This window comes from Mesorhizobium sp. LSHC420B00 (assembly GCF_000503055.1).
In the GTDB taxonomy this organism is placed as follows: domain Bacteria; phylum Pseudomonadota; class Alphaproteobacteria; order Rhizobiales; family Rhizobiaceae; genus Mesorhizobium.
Map to the genome: position 1 here is coordinate 1 of NZ_AYVY01000021.1, position 16,555 is coordinate 16,555.

The following is a 16,555-nucleotide window of genomic DNA, read 5'->3' on the forward strand; positions in this document are numbered from 1 at the left end:
GGGCGAGTGCGGCGCGCGCAGGACCGGTCCGCAAGCGGCGGATGGCGATGCCGGCGACAGCCAGCTCGTGGGCGGCCCGCGATGCCGGCGGCAGCGGCGAGGGATCGAAGCCGTCCAGCCTGCGCTCGGCTTCGTCTAGATGACCAATCAGCAGCAGGCGCCGAACTTCGAGGTTGCGCGCATGCGCGGCGTTGACGCGGTCGCCATGCTTTTCAAGCGTCGCCCGCGCGGTGTCGAGTGCCTTGGCCGGCCAGGCGAGGTCGCGCGAGACGAGCGCGATCTCGGCCTCGGCGACGATACACCGCGCGCGGGCCACGGCCTCCCTCGGGCTGAATGCGTGCGCCGCCCTCTTGAGAAGAACCTTCGCCCTATTCAGGTCGCCAAGCTGCGCCATCGCGATACCGCGCAACGCAAGTGCCGGCGCATCGTCGCGCAGCGCAACCCGTTTCAAGGCGCCGAGCGGATCGCCCGCCGCGAGCGCATGCGCCGCGGCCGTGATCAGCGAGTCCATCGGAATCCCGTCACACTTGTCACTCCCATGGCTTCGACATCCGGCGCTAAGTCCATCTCACCAACCAGTCGTATCGAGAATGGCGACTGTAGCCAACCTGAGTTGCGGCGCGCCTGAGTTGCGGCGCGATTATGCACTGAGCTCGAACACAACGATAAGCACTAGGAGAGACGCAATGAAGATCGAAGGCACAACTATCCTGGTGACTGGAGCCAATCGGGGCATCGGTCGGGCACTGGTCGAGGAAGCCCTGAGCAGAGGCGTAAAGCGCGTCTATGCCGCAACCCGCCAAGCCATGGCTCACCCCGACCGGCGTGTAACGTCCCTGATCATGGATGTAACGAACGCCGCGCAGATCCGGGAGGCCGTCGAGAAAATCGATGCTCTCGATATCCTCATCAACAATGCCGGAGTATCGCCCTTCGACGACCTCAGCGACCGTCGCGTGCTCGAACAACAGCTCGCCGTAAACCTCTTCGGCGCGTATGACGTGACCCAGGCTCTGCTGCCGTTGCTGGCCCGGTCGCGGGGAGCCATTGTCAACATTCTGTCGCTGGCCTCGATTGCCGCCGTGCCGTTCAGTCCGGCTTACTCGATCTCGAAGGCGGCCTCATTCTCCCTGTCACAGTCGTTGCGCACCCTCTTGGCCGGACGGGGTGTCAGCGTCCACAGGGTCCTTCCCGGCCCCGTGGACACGGACATGACACGGGGCCTGGACATCCGGAAGGCCTCTCCGGAGTCTGTTGCGCGAGCGATCCTGGACGGCGTGGAGAACGGCGAGGAGGAAATCTTCCCCGATCCCATGTCGGAATCCGTGGCGGAGGGTTGGCGCAGCAGTGCGGTCAAGGCGCTTGAACGCCAGTTTGCAGCCTATGCGGAAGCAAGCCCGTCAAGTGAAGCGAGCCCGTCAGGCAGTGGGCATGAGAGAAGCAGCGAAACGATTGCCCGCGAGCCCCATCCTTGCTGCTCGGCCTGAAACTGCCGATGCTTGTGCAGGGGACGGCAGCATCGCCGCCCCCGGCGCCAGCGGTCGGCGTCGCTGGCGCCGACCTTCACCATCATTGCGCGGCCTGGCGGAGATGCCTCGTTATGTCCCGGGCAAGTTGACGGATCAGTTGCGGTCGTCGGGGAAGCTGGGAATCGGCAAGAACTCGACGCCGTCCTCGGCAAGGCTCTTGGCCTCCTCCAGCGTCGCCTCGCCATAGATGCCGCGCGGATCGCTCTCGCCGAAATGGATTTTGCGCGCTTCCTCGGCAAACTTGTCGCCGACATAATCGGCGTTCTCGCGCACCTTCTCGGCCATGGCCTTCAATTGCGCCAGCGCCTGCTTCTGGGCCTCGCCCATGGCGAGCGCGATCTTTTCCTGGTTGCGCCCGGTCGAGACCGCGGGCGCCATCAGCGCCTTGTCGACCTTACGCGAGCCGCAGGCCGGGCAATCGACGAAACCGCGCTTCTTCTGGGTGTCGAAATCGTCGTTGCTGCGAAACCAGGCTTCGAATTCGTGCTCGTGCTCGCAGGTCAGGGAAAAGCGGATCAAGAGGCGGCACCCCTGAGCGGCAGCGCGTCCACCGGACCGGCGTTGACGGCAAAATCGCGTGCGTTCTTGAGGTTCGGTATCTTCTTGCGCGCGGCGACCGACTGCGCCGGGTCAATCTCGGCGACGATCACCGCCGGCTCGTCATGCGCTGCTTCGGCGATGATGCGGCCCCAGGGATCGACGATCAGCGAATGGCCATAGGTTTCGCGGCCGTCTTCGTGCACTCCGCCTTGCGCGGCGGCGACGACATAGGCGCCGTTCTCGATGGCGCGCGCCCTGAGCAGCACATGCCAATGCGCTTCGCCGGTCTGGCGGGTGAAGGCGGCGGGCACCGCAAGCAGATCGGCGCCGGCCAGCGCCTCGGCGCGGAACAGCTGCGGGAAGCGCAGATCGTAGCAGACGGCAAAGCCCAGCTTCGCGCCATCGATTTCGGTGACGACAGCCTCCGTGCCCGGCTCATAAGCGGCGGATTCGCGCCAGCTCTCGCCATTGTCGAGATCGACGTCGAACATGTGGATCTTGTCATAGGTGGCAATCGTGGCGCCGTCAGGCCCGAACAGAAGCGCGCGGTTGGCGAGCTTGCCGTCGGCGCGCAGAATGGCGGTCGAGCCTATATGCAGGAAGATGCCGAGTTCGTTGGCCAGCTTCCGTGACGTCGAGACGATGATGTCTTTGTCTTCGGAGGTGAACGAAGCGGCCCGGGCTTGGCTGTCGCGGATCAGCGCGCCGGTCATTTCCGGGGTCTGGATGTAGCTCGCGCCAAGGCCTGCCGCCTCGCGCACCAGCCGTTCCAGATCGACCGCATTGCGCTCCGGGCTGGTTCCCGAACGCATCTGGATCGCCGCCGCCTTGAAACCACTCATCGTCATGTCCTTACCTGGCCGAGCCGTTGGCGAGCAATCTGTCCAGCCGTCCTTCCGCCTCCAATTCGTGGAGATCGTCGGAGCCGCCGACATGCGTGTCGCCGATGAATATCTGCGGAAAGGTGGAACGGCCGTGAGCCCGGGAAATCATCTCCTGGCGCAGCTCCGGCGAGAAGGAGGCGTCGTGCTCGGTGTAGGCGACACCCTTCCTGTCGAGCAGCCGCTTGGCCGCAGTGCAATAGCCGCACATCATCCGCGTGTAGATCGTCACATCGACCATCGGTCAGCAACCCTGCCTCGTTCCGCTGTCATATAGGCTATATAGGCGCCGATTCGTCGGCCCGAAAGTCCCCCGGCAGCACGCGCGCGAAGGTCAGTACGTCGACTGCGCCGGCACCGCCCTTTTTTAACGCCCTGGCGACCGCACGGACCGTGGCGCCGGTGGTGTAGACATCGTCGATCAACAGCACCCGGCGGCCGGCGATTTCGATCTCCGCTTCATCAGGCACTGTGAATGCGGCGCGCACATTTTCCTCGCGTTCCCGCCGCTCCAGCCCGACCTGCTGGCGCGTGAGTTTGACGCGCTTGATGGCTGATGGCGTGAAGGGCCGATCGCCGAGCTGCGCCACCGCCCGCGCCAGTTCCGCCGACTGGTTGAACTGCCGCCTGAAGAAGCGCCGCCAGTGCAGCGGCACCGGCACGACCACGTCGGCCTCGGCGATGAGCTCGGCACCGGCGCGAAGCATCCAGCGCGCCATCCACGGCGCCAGATCGGTGCGGTCCTGGTATTTCAGCCCTTGCACCATCTGGCGGGCAACGCCGGAATAGGCAACCGCCGAGCGCGCGCGCTCGAATGGCGGCGGGTCGGCTATCGCCTCCGCCGACAGGAACCCCTCACCCATATTGTGGGTGAACGGCGTGCCCATCACCGGGCACCATGGCCGTTCCAGCAGCCTGAGTTTCGGCCAGCAGGCGCCGCACAACACGCCGGGTTGCGAGACATGGCGGCGGCAGCCGGCGCAGACCGGCGGGAACAACAAGCGCGCCGGCCAGCCCAATGCCTTGCGGGCAATGCTCTTGATCGCAATACGCTTGATCTCCGGCATGGGATCGGCCACGTGGTTGGTCCTCCGCGTCACTATATCAGAGAGCGAAGCACAAGGACCTGCCCATTGCAGCTTGTAATCGACACCTCGCTCTGGCTGGCGCACAAGCGTCGGGCACTGGCCCGCCCTATCGCCGGGGCGGATTTCCTCATGCGGCGGGCGGCCGAGGATCTTGCCGACCGGCTCGGCGCCGTCGAACGCAAGTTCGGCAAGGCGGCCTCATTGTTTTGCCAGACGCCGGCAGCAGCAGAGGTGCTCGCAGAAAGCGGCAAGGTAGCGGAAAACGTGCGCGTCGAGGCCGACGCCGCTTTCCTCGACGGCCGGCCAGGAGTGGTGGCGCCGTTGGAAACCGTGCCATTCGAGCCGGAAAGCCTCGATCTCGCTGTCTCGCTGCTGTCGCTGCAGGCGATGAACGACATTCCCGGCATGCTGGTGCAGATCCGCCGGGCGCTAAAGCCGGACGGGCTTTTCCTCGGCGCCTTCGCCGGCATAGGCACGCTCTCCGAACTGCGCGAAAGCCTGCTTGCCGCCGAGACCGAGCTCTACGGCGGCGCCAGCCCGCGTGTGATCCCGTTCACCGATGTCCGCGACGCCGGCGTGCTGCTGCAGCGCGCCGGCTTGGCGCTGCCGGTTGCCGACGTCGAGACGATTACGGTGCGCTACGATTCCCTCTTTGGCCTGGTCGCCGACCTGCGCGCAATGGGCGAGACCAGCGCGCTTGTCGACCGCAGCAGACGGCCGGGCACCCGAGCGCTGTTCGCGCGCGCCGCCGAAATCTATGCGGAGCGGTTTTCGGACGCCGATGGCCGCGTCAGGGCGAGTTTCTCGGTGGTCTGGATGTCAGGCTGGGCGCCCGATGCCTCTCAGCAAAAACCGCTGAAGCCGGGCTCCGCAAAAATATCGCTGAAGACGATCCTGGAAAACCCCGGCGGCCCCTGAGCATATCCCTGCGCAAAAGCTAGGCGTAGCCCTGCGCAACAGCCGAGCGAATCACTGCGCAAATGCGTTGGCAAGCCTGCTGCTGTTGTCGCTGAACAGCCACTCGATCGCACCGGCAGCCTGGCCGATGCCTGTGACAATGGCAAGCGACAGCACGGCCACGATCAAACCATATTCGATAGCCGTCGCACCCCTCTCGTCTTCTAAAAATCGTTGCAGCAAGATTTTCATGGGCGCCCATCCCTCTTGCCGGAACCTAGCGCCGACCCGTTAAGAAAGGTTAACGTGACAGGCTTAACGCGCGGTGAAACAGCTGCATTCCAATGCATGTCGCGCAAAAGTGTGCAGCGGTTTTGCGATAACGACATGCATCGAAACATAAGCGCGTCGCACGAGGCCGGTCGAACGCGACGCGCTTCAGATATCTGTTGAGGACGTCAGCAGTCACCGCTGCTTCTGCCATCGGCCCGAATGACGCAAACCGAACTGGGCAGCGGCTGCAGCACGCTCTTACGCAGCGTATAGCTGTCGCGCTGGCCGATCGAGCCGGTGCTCATTGTATCAAGCCCATCGCGGGCAAACTGCGATCGGGTCCGGCTGTCGAGGTAGGGTGTCGCGATCAAGGCCAGAGCCACCGCGGCCGAGCCGAACAAAAGGGCGATGCGCAATATTCCCATGCCAGCATTGGCGGCGCCAGGAAGGCGATCGGGCCAAGGCAAGTCCCAGTCCTTGTCGAAGCTCATGCAAATCGCTCCCCAGCGGTGGAATCGGCGTAACCGCTTTGCGTCAATTTTTCACGGCCAGATAAATCTTTCATTAACGCTGCTGATATCGCTTCGCGGAGCTGCCCGGTTTACGGGAGATCGGCCGTTACAGCAGATCGATGAGGAACTGGATCAGCGGGGCATCGGCCGGCGGCATTGGAAAATCGCACATCTGGCGCGGCCGCACCCATTTCAGCACCTGCCGTTCCTTCGGCTGGGCAATGCCGCGGAAGCGACGGCAGACGAACAGCGGCATCAGCAGGTGAAAATCATCGTAGGAATGGCTGGCAAAGGTGAGTGGTGCCAGGCAAGGGATATCGGTCTCGATGCCGATCTCCTCATACAGTTCGCGGATCAGGCATTGTTCCGGCGTTTCGCCGCGCTCGACCTTGCCGCCCGGAAACTCCCATAGGCCGGCGAGTTGCTTGCCTTCGGGCCGCTGCGCCAAAAGCACGCGCCCATCGGCATCGACTAGCGCGCAGGCCGCAACCAGGAGCAGGCGCTTGCCGACCGTGTCTGAGCCGCTCATGCGCCTTGTGGCCGGCGATAGTGATAGCGATAGACTTCGTCGAATCCGAGCGAACGGTAAAGCGCCAGCGCCGGCGCGTTGTCCGCCTCGACTTGCAGCCAGGCTTCCCGCGCCCCGCGCAGTCGCGCCCATTTCAGCGCCGATCGGATGAGGTGGCGGCCATGGCCCTGGTTGCGCACCGATCTGTCGGTGGCGATCTCGAACAGCCCGGCAAGGTCGCCGTCATGCACGCAGATCAACGTTGCCAGCGGCTCGCTGCCGTTCTCCAGCGCAAACAGCCCGGCCTCCGGCTGGATGGCGCCAATGATCTCCGACAGGCCGGGCCGCAGCGACACATCCGAGCCGCTCACCTTGAGCGCCGCGCCGATGAAACGGCTGATGTCCTTCAACGGAATCTGGTCCATGGCGTCGTCGAGCATGGCGTCCGCCAGCGGCAGCCGCATGACCAGCGACTCCGCGAATGTGCTCCAGCCCTCGCTGTCGAGGTACTTTGAGAAATCCGGCCCCGACAGCGGCGAGATGCGAAAGGTCAGCGGCCTGCCATAGGCGTCGAAGCGACGGCTGGCGCGGCCGATGCGCTCGGCAATGTGCTGAATGTCGCCCGGATCGAGCGGATTGACCGAATTCAGCCGCTTGGCCGAGTGGCCAGCCGTCAGCCGCACCACCCAGGTGCCATCATAATGGACGGCGGCCGCCGGCCAGGCGCGAAAGCCGGCCGCCTCGTAGCGGCGCACGATCGCCAACACGCTTGCCGGATGTCTGGAGGCCAATGTCATCAGCTCCGATAATCGCCATTGATGGCGACATATTCCTTGGTGAGATCGCAGGTCCACACCGTCGCCTTGCCGCGGCCGATGCCGATATCGGCGCGGATGCGGATCTCGTCGCGCTTCATATACGCCGAAGTCGCCGCTTCGGAATAGGCGGCGTCGCGCTCGCCCTGAAATGCCAGGCGGTTGTCGCCGAACCAGATCGACAGAAGGTCGCGGTCGGCCGGTTCGCCGGCCTTGCCGACGGCCATGACGACACGGCCCCAATTGGCGTCCTCGCCGGCGACTGCCGTCTTGACCAGCGGCGAATTGGCGATCGACAGCGCAATGCGCTTGGCCGAGCGGGCCGATTTGGCCCCGGTGACGGTGACCTCGACCTGCTTGCGGGCGCCCTCGCCGTCGCGCACCACCTGTAGCGCCAGCGACTTCAACACCTTGCCGAGGGCACGGCGGAACGCGCCGAGGCGCGCATCCTTGGGGTCAGAAATCGCCGGCGCGCCACGCCTGGCGGCAGCAGCTGTGGCGAACATCAGCAGCGTGTCGCTGGTCGAGGTGTCGCTGTCGACGGTGACCGCGTTGAAGGTCTTGGCCGTGCCGCGCGACAACAGATCCTGCAGCACCGGTGCTGCGATCGGCGCATCGGTGGCGATGAAGGAAAGCATCGTCGCCATGTCGGGCGCGATCATCCCCGCGCCCTTGGCGATGCCGTTGATGGTGACGTCGGCGTTGCCGAGCTTGAGCGTCGCGGTCGCCAGTTTGGGATAGGTGTCGGTGGTCATGATTGCCTTGGCGGCTTCGGTCCATAGTTCCGGCTTGCCGTCCTTGATCAGCCCGGCCAGCAGGTGGCTGAACTTGCCACTGTCGAGCGGTTCGCCGATGACGCCGGTCGAGGCCAGGAACACCTCGCCTGGCGTGCAGCCGGCCGCCTTCGCCGCCGCCTCGCCCGTGAGTGCGGTCGAGGCGCGGCCCTTCTGGCCGGTAAAGGCATTGGCATTGCCGGAATTGACGACCAGAACGCGCGCCTTGCCCGCCGTGAGGTTTTGCCGGCAGAAGTCGACCGGCGCCGAGGGGCATTTCGACCTGGTGAACACGCCGGCGACGGTGGTGCCGGCGTCGAACACCATGGCCAGCAGATCGGTACGGTTCTTGTATTTTATGCCGGCCTCGGCGGTGGCGATGCGCACGCCCTCGATGGTCGGCATCTTGGCATATTTCTTCGGCGCGAGCGGCGAAACCTGTGCGGACATGGAAGACCCCGGGCGGGAAAATCGCGAAAGGAACGCCGGTTTGCCCGATAGCGCGCGTCGGCGCAAGCCGTTTTCACAGCCGTTACGGGTGCCGGACGCCTGACACTGCCTCATGCCGCAAGCAGGGCTGTTGCAAATTTGTTGGCATCGCTGCGGCCGATAGCGCTATGATCCTGCCCCATGGGCAGGCTTGTGGTCTTGGCACTGGCGTTTCTGGGCTTTCTGCTGCTGCGCGCGGATGCGCAGACGGCGCGGCGCGTGGCGCTTGTGGTCGGCAACGGCAGCTACGCCAAAGCCGGCACGCTGGCCAATCCCGTCAACGATGCGCTCGACATTGCCGACAAGCTGCGCGCCATCGGTTTCGAAGTGATCGAAGGCAACGATCTCGGCAAGCGCGAGCTCGAACGCAAGATCGGCGAATTCTCCGATGCGCTGCAGGGCGCCGGTGCCGGGCTGTTCTACTATGCCGGCCACGGCCTGCAGGTCGACGGGCGCAACTTCATCGTGCCGGTCGACGCCAGGCTGGACATGCCGGTCAAGCTCCAGCTCGAGGCCGTGCCGATCGACGAGGTCCTCGACATCATGGAGCAGCAGACCAAGGTCAGCCTGGTCTTCCTCGATGCCTGCCGCAACAACCCGTTTGCGCGAGGTCTCAGCCGCAGCGCCACGACGCGCTCGGCGACGGCTCTCGCCGGCCTCGCCCAGTTCGAGTCGACACGCGGTTCATTCATTGCCTTCTCGACGGCGCCCGGCGCTGTGGCAATGGACGGGACGGGGCGCAACTCGCCCTTTGCGGCGGCACTTTTGCGGCATATGGCGGAGCCCGGACAGAGCATCAACGACATGATGATCGCGGTGCGCCGCGATGTCGTTTCCGCAACGCGCGAGGCGCAGCGTCCCTGGGAGCAGGGATCGCTGCTCGAGCGTTTCGAATTCGTGCCGGGCGGAGACAGTGCCCAGCAACCGAAACCGGCCGTCACCCCGGCGCCCGCGTCTGAGGTCGCAGCGCTCGAACGCTCCGTCGGCGACAAGGGCGCCATTGAGCAGTTTCTGCGCCACGACTATCTGACGCCTGATGCCAAGGCGATGCGCGAGACCGTCAAGCGGCTTTACGGTGCGTCGGCCACCATCTACGGCACGCGCTACGACAGCGAGGCCATCGTCAAGGTCAAGACTGACTGGTTCGCGGAATGGGCGTCGTGGTCGTTCGGTCTTGAGCCCGGCAGCCTTGAGGTGACGCCGCACGGCAAGGACCGCGCCGATGCGGTTTTCGCCATGACCTACGATTATGTGCCGAAGGACCACTCGGCGCAGCGGCTGACCGGCAAGGCACGGGTCATGCTGGAACTCGTGCTGGCCGACGGCGAGTGGCGCGTTGCGTCGGAAACGTCGCAGGCGCTGGAATGAACATCACCGGACCGCTGGGTTAATGAACCCGCGAAACGCCCGCTGCACGCCCGGAATCAGTCCCCAGATCATGATCGAGACCATCAGCGGCGCGATGACCAGTGTACGCTGCCAGCTTTGCCACTCCTTGGTCAGCGGAAAAACCATGTACAAAATGGCAGTGATCAGCGGGTAGACGCCGAGCAGCACCAGCAGGGCGAAGCGCAAGCGCGAAAAACGCGTGGCGACAGTCGAGGTCATTGCTGTTCTCCTTACCGTTACGGAACGTTCCGTTACATATGAAACGGATCGTTTCGTTTCGTCAAGGGGCTGTGTATGATGGCTGCTGAGATCATCGGCAAGGAAGACGAGATGGGCGAAACCACCGATCCCGGGCGCAAATCAGCCGGCGCACGGCGCAGCCCCGAAAGCGCCGATGCCATTCTCGACGCCGCCGAAGCGGTACTGGTCGAAGCCGGTTATTCCGGCTTCTCCATCGAGGCGGTGGCGCGGCGGGCGCGCGCCGGAAAACCGACGATCTATCGCTGGTGGCCAAGCAAGGCCGCTCTGCTGCTCGACGTCTACCAGCGGCAAAAGCGTGTCGACAATCCCGACACCGGGAACCTTGAGCAGGACCTCGTCGGCTTCCTGAAGAGCTTGTTTGCGCACTGGCGCGACACATCGTCGGGCAGCGTGTTCAGATCGCTGATTGCCGAGGCGCAGTCGGACGAAAAAGCGGCCGCCGCCCTTGCCGAATACGCAAGAGGGCGGCGCGTCCACACCGGCCAGATGGTCGAACGCGCCAAGGCAAGGGGAGAGGTGGCAGCCGACGTCGATGCCACTGTCGTCGCCGACCTGATCGGCTCGTACGCCTGGACGCATCTTCTGACGAACCGCCTCGACGAGGACGAAGCGACGCTGCACAGGGCGGTCGGCTATGTCTTGAAAGGCATCGTCGCTGGCGATGCCGGCGATGCCACGGCGGTCCGGCGGCGGCGTCGACGCATCATCGTTCGCCCTACCAAATAGAAGCGACAGGGCGGCAGCGCGCCCTGTCGTAGCTCAATCTGGCCTATTTCGCGCTTTCCAGTGCGTCGACCGTCTTCTTCAGGTTGGCATCGGGGATGTCGACCTTGGCGTTGGCGCGCAGCGACTTGACCAGCGCGAAATACTTGTCGCGGATGACCGCCTGGCGGGCCTGGTCCTTGACCTCGTCGAAGGCCGGCGGCTGCTTGGTGCGCTTGTCCTCGACCTTGATGACGTGCCAGCCGAACTGCGACTGTACCGGCTGCTCGGTGTATTTGCCGACCGCCAGCGCAAACGCCGCCTTGTCGAATTCCGGCACCATCTGGCCAGGCCCGAACCAGCCGAGATCGCCGCCGCTGGTCTTGCCGCTCGGATCGCTGGTGTGCTCGTTGGCAAGCTTCTGGAAATCGGCACCGCCGTCGAGCTGCTTGATGATGGCGTCCGCCTCTTCCTTCGTCTTCACGAGGATGTGACGGGCGTGCACCTCGTTGGTGGGCGGCGTGTTGGCGATTTCCTGGTCGTAGCGGGCGCGGACCTCGGCATCGGTAACTTTGTTGACGACGCCCTTCTCGACCATTTCGCCATGCAGCGCGCGCTGCTGCAGGAATGCCATGCGGCGCTGGAAGTCGGGATCCTTGTCGAGGCCGGTGGTCACCGCCTGGGCCGCCATCACGCGGATTTCGATCGCCGCCGACAGCGCCGCGGCGCGGCGCTGCTCGGGCGGAAGCTGCGCGAACTGCTGCGACAGCTCGCCCTCGGCAAGCCCAAGGTCTGCCTCGGTCAGCGTCTGGCCGTTGATGGTGGCGACCACGGCGTTCGGATCGACCGGCTTGGCCGCCGGGGCGGGTGCCGCCGGCTGGGCAGGGGCGGCTTCCTGCGCCATCAACGGCGACAGCGAGAGGGCCGACAGCCCGAATGCCAGACCAAGGCTGGCGAGCGACGCGCGGCGGAACAATACAGACATTACGATTATCTCCAAAGCGGGGTAGCTAGAGCGGAATGGCTTCCAGACCAGCAGGATTGTGGCGGAATTTGGCGCGGTCGACAGGGCGAGCGCGGCGTTGACATCGAATGAGCCCCCTCTTATCTGTCCAACGACTTTGCGTCCAGAACCGTTTTCCGGGCGCTTTTTGCGTTTGTCCGCGTTCACGCGGATTTGATGGGGGCCGGCCGGCGCCCGTCGCAATGACTTGGAATGCTATCGAAAGGGCCATTGGATGGTCAGTCTCGGCGGTCTCGCCCGTAAGGTTTTCGGCTCCTCCAACGATCGTCGGGTCAAATCGACCCGGCCGCGCGTCGAGGCGATCAATGCCATGGAAAACGAGATGCGGGCGCTTTCCGACGCCGAGCTTCAGGCCCGCACCGACAAATTCCGCCAGGACATCGCCAACGGCGCCAGCCTCGACGACCTTCTGGTGCCGGCCTTCGCTACCGTGCGCGAGGCCGCCCGCCGCGTGCTCGGCATGCGGCCGTTCGACGTGCAGCTGATCGGCGGCATGGTGCTGCACAATGGCGGCATCGCCGAGATGCGCACCGGCGAAGGCAAGACGCTGGTGGCGACGCTGCCGGTCTACCTTAACGCGCTCGCCGGCAATGGCGTCCATGTCGTCACCGTCAACGATTACCTGGCCACGCGCGACTCCGAATGGATGGGCCGCGTCTACAAATTCCTCGGCCTCAAGGTCGGCGTCATCGTCCACGGCCTGTCCGACGAGGAGCGCCGCGTCGCCTACGCCGCCGACGTCACCTACGCCACAAACAACGAGCTCGGCTTCGACTATCTGCGCGACAACATGAAATACGAGCGCGCCCAGATGGTGCAGCGCGGTCACAGCTACGCCATCGTCGACGAAGTCGATTCCATCCTGGTCGACGAAGCCCGCACGCCGCTGATCATTTCCGGTCCGCTCGAGGACCGTTCGGAAATGTACAACACCATCGACACCTTCATCATCCAGCTGCAGCCGCAGGACTACGAGATCGACGAGAAGCAGAAGACCTCGATCTTCACCGAAGAAGGCACCGAGAAGCTGGAGAACATGCTGCGCGATGCCGGCCTGCTCAAGGGCGAGTCGCTCTACGACGTCGAGAATGTCGCCATCGTCCATCACGTCAACAACGCGCTGAAGGCGCACCGGCTGTTCCAGAGGGACAAGGACTATATTGTCCGCAACGGCGAGATCGTCATCATCGACGAGTTCACCGGCCGCATGATGCCCGGCCGCCGCTATTCGGAAGGCCTGCACCAGGCGCTCGAGGCCAAGGAGCATGTGGCGATCCAGCCGGAGAACCAGACGCTCGCCTCGGTCACCTTTCAGAACTATTTCCGCCTCTACAAGAAGCTGGCCGGCATGACCGGCACGGCGCTGACCGAGGCCGAGGAATTCGCCAACATCTACAATCTCGACGTCACCGAGATCCCGACCAACCTGCCGGTCATCCGCATTGACGAGGACGACGAGGTCTACCGGACGGTAGAGGAGAAATACAAGGCGATCGTCAAGGAGATCAAGGAAGCCCGCGCCAAGGGCCAGCCGACGCTGGTCGGCACGACTTCCATCGAGAAGTCGGAGCAACTGGCTGAACGCCTGCGCAAGGAAGGTTTCAAGGATTTCGAGGTGCTGAACGCCCGCCACCACGAGCGCGAGGCGGCGATCGTCGCCCAGGCGGGCAAACCGGGCGCCATCACCATCGCCACCAACATGGCCGGCCGCGGCACCGACATCCAGCTCGGCGGCAATGCCGACATGCGCATTGCCGAGGAGCTTGGCGACATGCCGGCCGGCCCCGAGCGCGAGGCCAGGGAAAAGGACATCCGCGACGACATCGCCCGGCTGAAGGAAAAGGCACTCGCCGCCGGCGGTCTTTATGTGCTCGCCACCGAACGCCATGAATCGCGCCGCATCGACAACCAGTTGCGCGGCCGCTCGGGCCGCCAAGGCGATCCCGGCCGCTCGAAATTCTTCCTGTCGCTGCAGGACGACCTGATGCGCATCTTCGGCTCCGAGCGCATGGACGGCATGCTGCAGAAACTCGGCCTCAAGGAAGACGAGGCAATCATCCATCCGTGGATCAACAAGGCGCTGGAAAAGGCGCAGAAGAAGGTCGAGGCGCGCAACTTCGACATCCGCAAGAACCTGTTGAAATATGACGACGTCTCGAACGACCAGCGCAAGGTGGTGTTCGAGCAGCGCATCGAGCTGATGGACGGCGAAGGCTTGTCCGAGACCATCACCGAGATGCGCGAAGGCGTCATCGAGGAGATCGTCGCCAAGAACATTCCCGAAAACGCCTATGCCGAGCAGTGGAACGTCGCCGGGCTCAAGGCCGAGATCGCCGAATTCCTCAATCTCGATCTGCCGGTCGAGGACTGGGTCAAAGAAGAAGGCATTGCCGAGGACGACATCCGCGAGCGCGTCAGCCAGGCTGCCGAAGCCGCCGCCAAGGAGCGCGCCGAGCGCTTCGGCCCCGACGTGATGACCTATGTCGAGCGCTCCGTGGTGCTGCAGACGCTCGACCATCTGTGGCGCGAGCACATCGTCAATCTCGACCATCTGCGCTCGGTCGTCGGCTTCCGCGGCTATGCCCAGCGCGATCCGCTGCAGGAGTACAAGGGCGAGGCGTTCGAGCTGTTCCAGGCGATGCTGGGCAATCTGCGCCAGGCCGTCACCGCGCAATTGATGCGCGTCGAGCTGGTCCGCCAGGCGGCGGACGCGCCGCCGCCCGAGGCCCCTGACATGTTCGGCAGCCATATCGACGGCAGCACCGGCGAAGACGATTTCGACGGCGGCGAGACGGCCGTGCTGGTCCGCCAGGAAAGCAACGCCATCGTCGCCCCCGAAGACCGCGACCCGAAGAACCCGGCAACCTGGGGCAAGGTCGGCCGCAACGAGGCCTGCCCGTGCGGGTCGGGCAAGAAGTACAAGCACTGTCATGGGGCGTTTGCGTAAGGCTGCGCTTTCCTTCTCCCCGTGATGGGGAGAAGGTGCCCTAAGGCGGGGCGGCACGGACGTCTGCGATTAGCCAATCTCCCCACCTGAGGGGGAGATGGCCGGCAGGCCAGAGGGGGGCGGTGTCCCGCCGACACCAAAATACGCATTTCGAATTTTCTGTATCTCGACCGGCGGTGGTGTTTGAGTTTGAAATCTAATAGCCGGGTGACGCACGCGCTGATGTCCGCGCTTCATGAAGATCGGAACCTGCTAAAGTGGGTAAAGACACTACTTTGATTCAATAACCCCGTTCGAGGTCGATCTTGTTGGACAGAGGCTCTCCTCTGGCGACTTGACCGCAGAGATCGGCGGCCTGGTCGATTCCAGAATCCACCCAGAAGCTCGCGACATGAGGTGTGACGGTCACCTTGGGATGAGTCCACAACGGCGATGAAGCCTCCAGCGGTTCACGCTCAAACACGTCAAGACAAGCACCAGAAAGCTGACCTTCGTCGAGAGCGCGGATCAGGTCGGCTTCGTTGACATGCGCGCCCCTGCCGACATTCACAAGGTAGGCACCTCGCTTCATTTTTCCAAAGGCACTCAAGTTCAGTATCCCACGAGTCTCACCAGTCAGGGGAAGTGAACAGATAACGTAGTCCCGACTTGTGAGTGCGCCCGCAAGCTGGGCACGGCCAAAGTAACTGTGTATGCCAGGAAGCGTCTTTTGATGACGAGACCAGACTGCTGTGTCATAGCCAAAGTCCGCAAACAGCTTTGCGGCCCAGCCACCGATCCGGCCCGCACCAAGCACAACTATTCTTGTCTCGGAGATCTTCCGCGGCGCGATCGGATTCCACAACTTGCGGGCTTGTAGACTCATGTAATCCGCAACATGCCGTTGCTGGCAGAGAACGCGAAGGACGATGTACTGCACCACTTCCGAAGCCTGCTCACGCGTTGCGAGCCTGATGAGCGGAACACTCTTGGGAAAGCTCTGAAGATCAATACCCTCGACACCGGCTCCCAAATAGACGACGGCGCTTAGCCCCGTCATGGCATCAAAAAAGCCAGGACTGGCGCCCTTGTCGATCAGCACAATATCTATGTCACTTTTGTTCCCGGCGTCTGGCCAAAGCCTGAACTCCAGCTGCGGCACACGGGTTTTCAGCTCAGCAGCCCACACTTGTGCATCAATGTAGTCAGGATACTCATTGACCATCAGAACGGTAATGGGCTCGCCTAACACTTCGCCCCTCCCAGATTCAGGTAATCAGGCATCCACCGGATTACCGTTCTGTTGAGACTGAGGTTTGCGCAAACTGGCACCAGTTGCAAGATCAGACCCCGGCAAAAATGGCGTTGGTGATCCGCCAAAGCCGTGATGTCTGCCCGCTGCTGGCCGAGGATGTCGATTTCGCTTTCTTCAAGGCATAGTTCTCCCCTTGTTTTGCTGAAACGCATGACAACCGGGCCGGTCACGCCGGTGATGGATGGGGCGATGGCCGGAGTTCCGCGATCAGCCGCAGGATGTCGGTGAAGAGTTGCCTCGGGATAGCGACCTCCGCATCTGGAAGGCGACATAACGCCCATGGCTGATAACCTCGGCAACGATCTTGATGAGCTTCTTTGTGAGCTGGTAAGTGGTGCCAGAACATCCTTCCTGGCCTTTAGGTCCGGTTGGCATTCTTAGTTCTCCGCATGGCTAAAGACGACAGCGCCGTTGTCCTTACGAACTTCAACGGACACGATTCCATCGTCACCCTTTCGGGTTTGGAACATGGAGGTTGCATGATCTTTCGCGGTCTTCTCGTCGTCGAAGATCACCTTGTCGACGATGCCCTGCCTTCCATACCAAATGACAGTGTAGACCATTGTTGCTGCCATGCGTTCCGCTAAGCATATAGGCGTTTTCGCATATGGGGCAAACGAGATAGGCGTTTCC

18 protein-coding genes and 1 pseudogene are annotated in these 16,555 nt (G+C 63.5%); 5 read left to right on the forward strand and 14 right to left on the reverse strand.

What is annotated here, in order from left to right:
• A pseudogene (locus tag X760_RS63810) lies at positions 1-511 on the reverse strand (helix-turn-helix domain-containing protein); the annotation flags it as partial.
• Between the two features lie 175 nt (positions 512-686).
• Here X760_RS63810 and X760_RS63815 point away from each other — a divergent pair.
• Positions 687-1,487: an SDR family NAD(P)-dependent oxidoreductase gene (locus tag X760_RS63815; protein ID WP_023721033.1), complete on the forward strand. Its 801-nt coding sequence runs from the start codon at positions 687-689 to the stop codon at positions 1,485-1,487.
• A 135-nt stretch (positions 1,488-1,622) separates the two neighbouring features.
• Here the strand turns inward: X760_RS63815 and X760_RS63820 are convergent, their stop codons facing one another.
• The 4 genes from X760_RS63820 to X760_RS63835 are packed head-to-tail and all read right to left on the reverse strand — an operon-like array spanning position 1,623 to position 4,029.
• Complete coding sequence (locus X760_RS63820; RefSeq protein ID WP_023721034.1) at positions 1,623-2,048, reverse strand: DUF1178 family protein; 426 nt, start codon at positions 2,046-2,048, stop codon at positions 1,623-1,625.
• Positions 2,045-2,911 carry a carbon-nitrogen hydrolase family protein gene (locus tag X760_RS63825; protein ID WP_023721035.1) on the reverse strand — a complete coding sequence of 289 codons (867 nt, stop codon included), beginning with the start codon at positions 2,909-2,911 and terminating at the stop codon, positions 2,045-2,047. Before X760_RS63825 ends, X760_RS63820 begins: the two co-directional genes overlap by 4 nt.
• Before the next feature lie 10 nt (positions 2,912-2,921).
• A complete protein-coding gene (gene grxC / locus X760_RS63830) occupies positions 2,922-3,191 on the reverse strand; it encodes a glutaredoxin 3 (RefSeq protein ID WP_023721036.1) in 270 nt (89 codons plus the stop codon).
• 37 nt (positions 3,192-3,228) lie between these two features.
• On the reverse strand, positions 3,229-4,029 hold the full coding sequence (locus tag X760_RS63835) for a ComF family protein (RefSeq protein ID WP_023721037.1): 801 nt from the start codon (positions 4,027-4,029) through the stop codon (positions 3,229-3,231).
• A 54-nt stretch (positions 4,030-4,083) separates the two neighbouring features.
• Here X760_RS63835 and X760_RS63840 point away from each other — a divergent pair, with 54 nt between their 5' ends.
• Positions 4,084-4,956 carry a methyltransferase domain-containing protein gene (locus X760_RS63840; protein ID WP_023721038.1) on the forward strand — a complete coding sequence of 291 codons (873 nt, stop codon included), beginning with the start codon at positions 4,084-4,086 and terminating at the stop codon, positions 4,954-4,956.
• A 51-nt stretch (positions 4,957-5,007) separates the two neighbouring features.
• Here the strand turns inward: X760_RS63840 and X760_RS63845 are convergent, their stop codons facing one another.
• From X760_RS63845 to argJ, 5 genes are all read right to left on the reverse strand, one after another.
• Positions 5,008-5,187 carry a Flp family type IVb pilin gene (locus tag X760_RS63845; RefSeq protein WP_023721039.1) on the reverse strand — a complete coding sequence of 60 codons (180 nt, stop codon included), beginning with the start codon at positions 5,185-5,187 and terminating at the stop codon, positions 5,008-5,010.
• A gap of 206 nt (positions 5,188-5,393) precedes the next feature.
• A complete protein-coding gene (locus X760_RS63850; RefSeq protein ID WP_023721040.1) occupies positions 5,394-5,699 on the reverse strand; it encodes a hypothetical protein in 306 nt (101 codons plus the stop codon).
• 127 nt (positions 5,700-5,826) lie between these two features.
• Positions 5,827-6,249: a (deoxy)nucleoside triphosphate pyrophosphohydrolase gene (locus tag X760_RS63855; protein WP_023721041.1), complete on the reverse strand. Its 423-nt coding sequence runs from the start codon at positions 6,247-6,249 to the stop codon at positions 5,827-5,829.
• Positions 6,246-7,025 (reverse strand): GNAT family N-acetyltransferase, encoded by a 780-nt coding sequence (locus tag X760_RS63860; protein WP_031194554.1) that lies wholly within the window; start codon positions 7,023-7,025, stop codon positions 6,246-6,248. The genes X760_RS63855 and X760_RS63860 overlap by 4 nt, the downstream gene beginning before the upstream one ends.
• Positions 7,025-8,266 (reverse strand): bifunctional glutamate N-acetyltransferase/amino-acid acetyltransferase ArgJ, encoded by a 1,242-nt coding sequence (gene argJ / locus X760_RS63865; RefSeq protein WP_023721043.1) that lies wholly within the window; start codon positions 8,264-8,266, stop codon positions 7,025-7,027. The genes X760_RS63860 and argJ overlap by 1 nt, the downstream gene beginning before the upstream one ends.
• A gap of 180 nt (positions 8,267-8,446) precedes the next feature.
• Here argJ and X760_RS63870 point away from each other — a divergent pair, with 180 nt between their 5' ends.
• Positions 8,447-9,673, forward strand: coding sequence for a caspase domain-containing protein (locus tag X760_RS63870; protein ID WP_023721044.1), 1,227 nt, complete (start codon positions 8,447-8,449; stop codon positions 9,671-9,673).
• A gap of 3 nt (positions 9,674-9,676) precedes the next feature.
• On the opposite strand, the gene X760_RS63875 is transcribed toward X760_RS63870, so the two are convergent.
• Positions 9,677-9,913, reverse strand: a complete 237-nt coding sequence (locus X760_RS63875) for a hypothetical protein (RefSeq protein ID WP_023721045.1) — start codon at positions 9,911-9,913, stop codon at positions 9,677-9,679.
• A gap of 111 nt (positions 9,914-10,024) precedes the next feature.
• On the opposite strand from X760_RS63875, the gene X760_RS63880 reads away from it, so the two are divergent.
• Positions 10,025-10,681, forward strand: a complete 657-nt coding sequence (locus X760_RS63880; RefSeq protein ID WP_023721046.1) for a TetR/AcrR family transcriptional regulator — start codon at positions 10,025-10,027, stop codon at positions 10,679-10,681.
• 43 nt (positions 10,682-10,724) lie between these two features.
• On the opposite strand, the gene X760_RS63885 is transcribed toward X760_RS63880, so the two are convergent.
• Positions 10,725-11,642 (reverse strand): peptidylprolyl isomerase, encoded by a 918-nt coding sequence (locus X760_RS63885; protein WP_023721047.1) that lies wholly within the window; start codon positions 11,640-11,642, stop codon positions 10,725-10,727.
• Positions 11,643-11,895: 253 nt separating this feature from the next.
• Here X760_RS63885 and secA point away from each other — a divergent pair, with 253 nt between their 5' ends.
• Positions 11,896-14,628, forward strand: a complete 2,733-nt coding sequence (secA, locus tag X760_RS63890; protein WP_023721048.1) for a preprotein translocase subunit SecA — start codon at positions 11,896-11,898, stop codon at positions 14,626-14,628.
• Between the two features lie 280 nt (positions 14,629-14,908).
• Here secA and X760_RS63895 read toward each other — a convergent pair whose 3' ends face one another.
• Together X760_RS63895 and X760_RS63900 are read right to left on the reverse strand one after the other, a co-directional pair.
• The gene (locus X760_RS63895; RefSeq protein WP_156948167.1) at positions 14,909-15,859 is read right to left on the reverse strand and encodes a glyoxylate/hydroxypyruvate reductase A; all 951 of its coding nucleotides are present in this window, start codon (positions 15,857-15,859) and stop codon (positions 14,909-14,911) included.
• A gap of 440 nt (positions 15,860-16,299) precedes the next feature.
• Complete coding sequence (locus tag X760_RS63900; protein ID WP_031194557.1) at positions 16,300-16,485, reverse strand: hypothetical protein; 186 nt, start codon at positions 16,483-16,485, stop codon at positions 16,300-16,302.
• Positions 16,486-16,555 lie beyond the last annotated feature (70 nt).

What these genes read in the sequence shown, in the direction of transcription:
- X760_RS63825 (WP_023721035.1), bottom strand. Translation starts at nt 2,911, where the DNA reads ATGAGTGGTTTCAAGGCGGCGGCGATCCAGATGCGTTCGGGAACCAGC.
- X760_RS63850 (WP_023721040.1), bottom strand. Translation starts at nt 5,699, where the DNA reads ATGAGCTTCGACAAGGACTGGGACTTGCCTTGGCCCGATCGCCTTCCT.
- X760_RS63875 (WP_023721045.1), bottom strand. Translation starts at nt 9,913, where the DNA reads ATGACCTCGACTGTCGCCACGCGTTTTTCGCGCTTGCGCTTCGCCCTG.
- X760_RS63880 (WP_023721046.1), top strand. Translation starts at nt 10,025, where the DNA reads ATGGGCGAAACCACCGATCCCGGGCGCAAATCAGCCGGCGCACGGCGC.
- X760_RS63870 (WP_023721044.1), top strand. Translation starts at nt 8,447, where the DNA reads ATGGGCAGGCTTGTGGTCTTGGCACTGGCGTTTCTGGGCTTTCTGCTG.
- X760_RS63815 (WP_023721033.1), top strand. Translation starts at nt 687, where the DNA reads ATGAAGATCGAAGGCACAACTATCCTGGTGACTGGAGCCAATCGGGGC.
- argJ (WP_023721043.1), bottom strand. Translation starts at nt 8,266, where the DNA reads ATGTCCGCACAGGTTTCGCCGCTCGCGCCGAAGAAATATGCCAAGATG.
- X760_RS63885 (WP_023721047.1), bottom strand. Translation starts at nt 11,642, where the DNA reads ATGTCTGTATTGTTCCGCCGCGCGTCGCTCGCCAGCCTTGGTCTGGCA.
- grxC (WP_023721036.1), bottom strand. Translation starts at nt 3,191, where the DNA reads ATGGTCGATGTGACGATCTACACGCGGATGATGTGCGGCTATTGCACT.
- X760_RS63900 (WP_031194557.1), bottom strand. Translation starts at nt 16,485, where the DNA reads ATGGTCTACACTGTCATTTGGTATGGAAGGCAGGGCATCGTCGACAAG.
- X760_RS63860 (WP_031194554.1), bottom strand. Translation starts at nt 7,025, where the DNA reads ATGACATTGGCCTCCAGACATCCGGCAAGCGTGTTGGCGATCGTGCGC.
- secA (WP_023721048.1), top strand. Translation starts at nt 11,896, where the DNA reads ATGGTCAGTCTCGGCGGTCTCGCCCGTAAGGTTTTCGGCTCCTCCAAC.
- X760_RS63845 (WP_023721039.1), bottom strand. Translation starts at nt 5,187, where the DNA reads ATGAAAATCTTGCTGCAACGATTTTTAGAAGACGAGAGGGGTGCGACG.
- X760_RS63855 (WP_023721041.1), bottom strand. Translation starts at nt 6,249, where the DNA reads ATGAGCGGCTCAGACACGGTCGGCAAGCGCCTGCTCCTGGTTGCGGCC.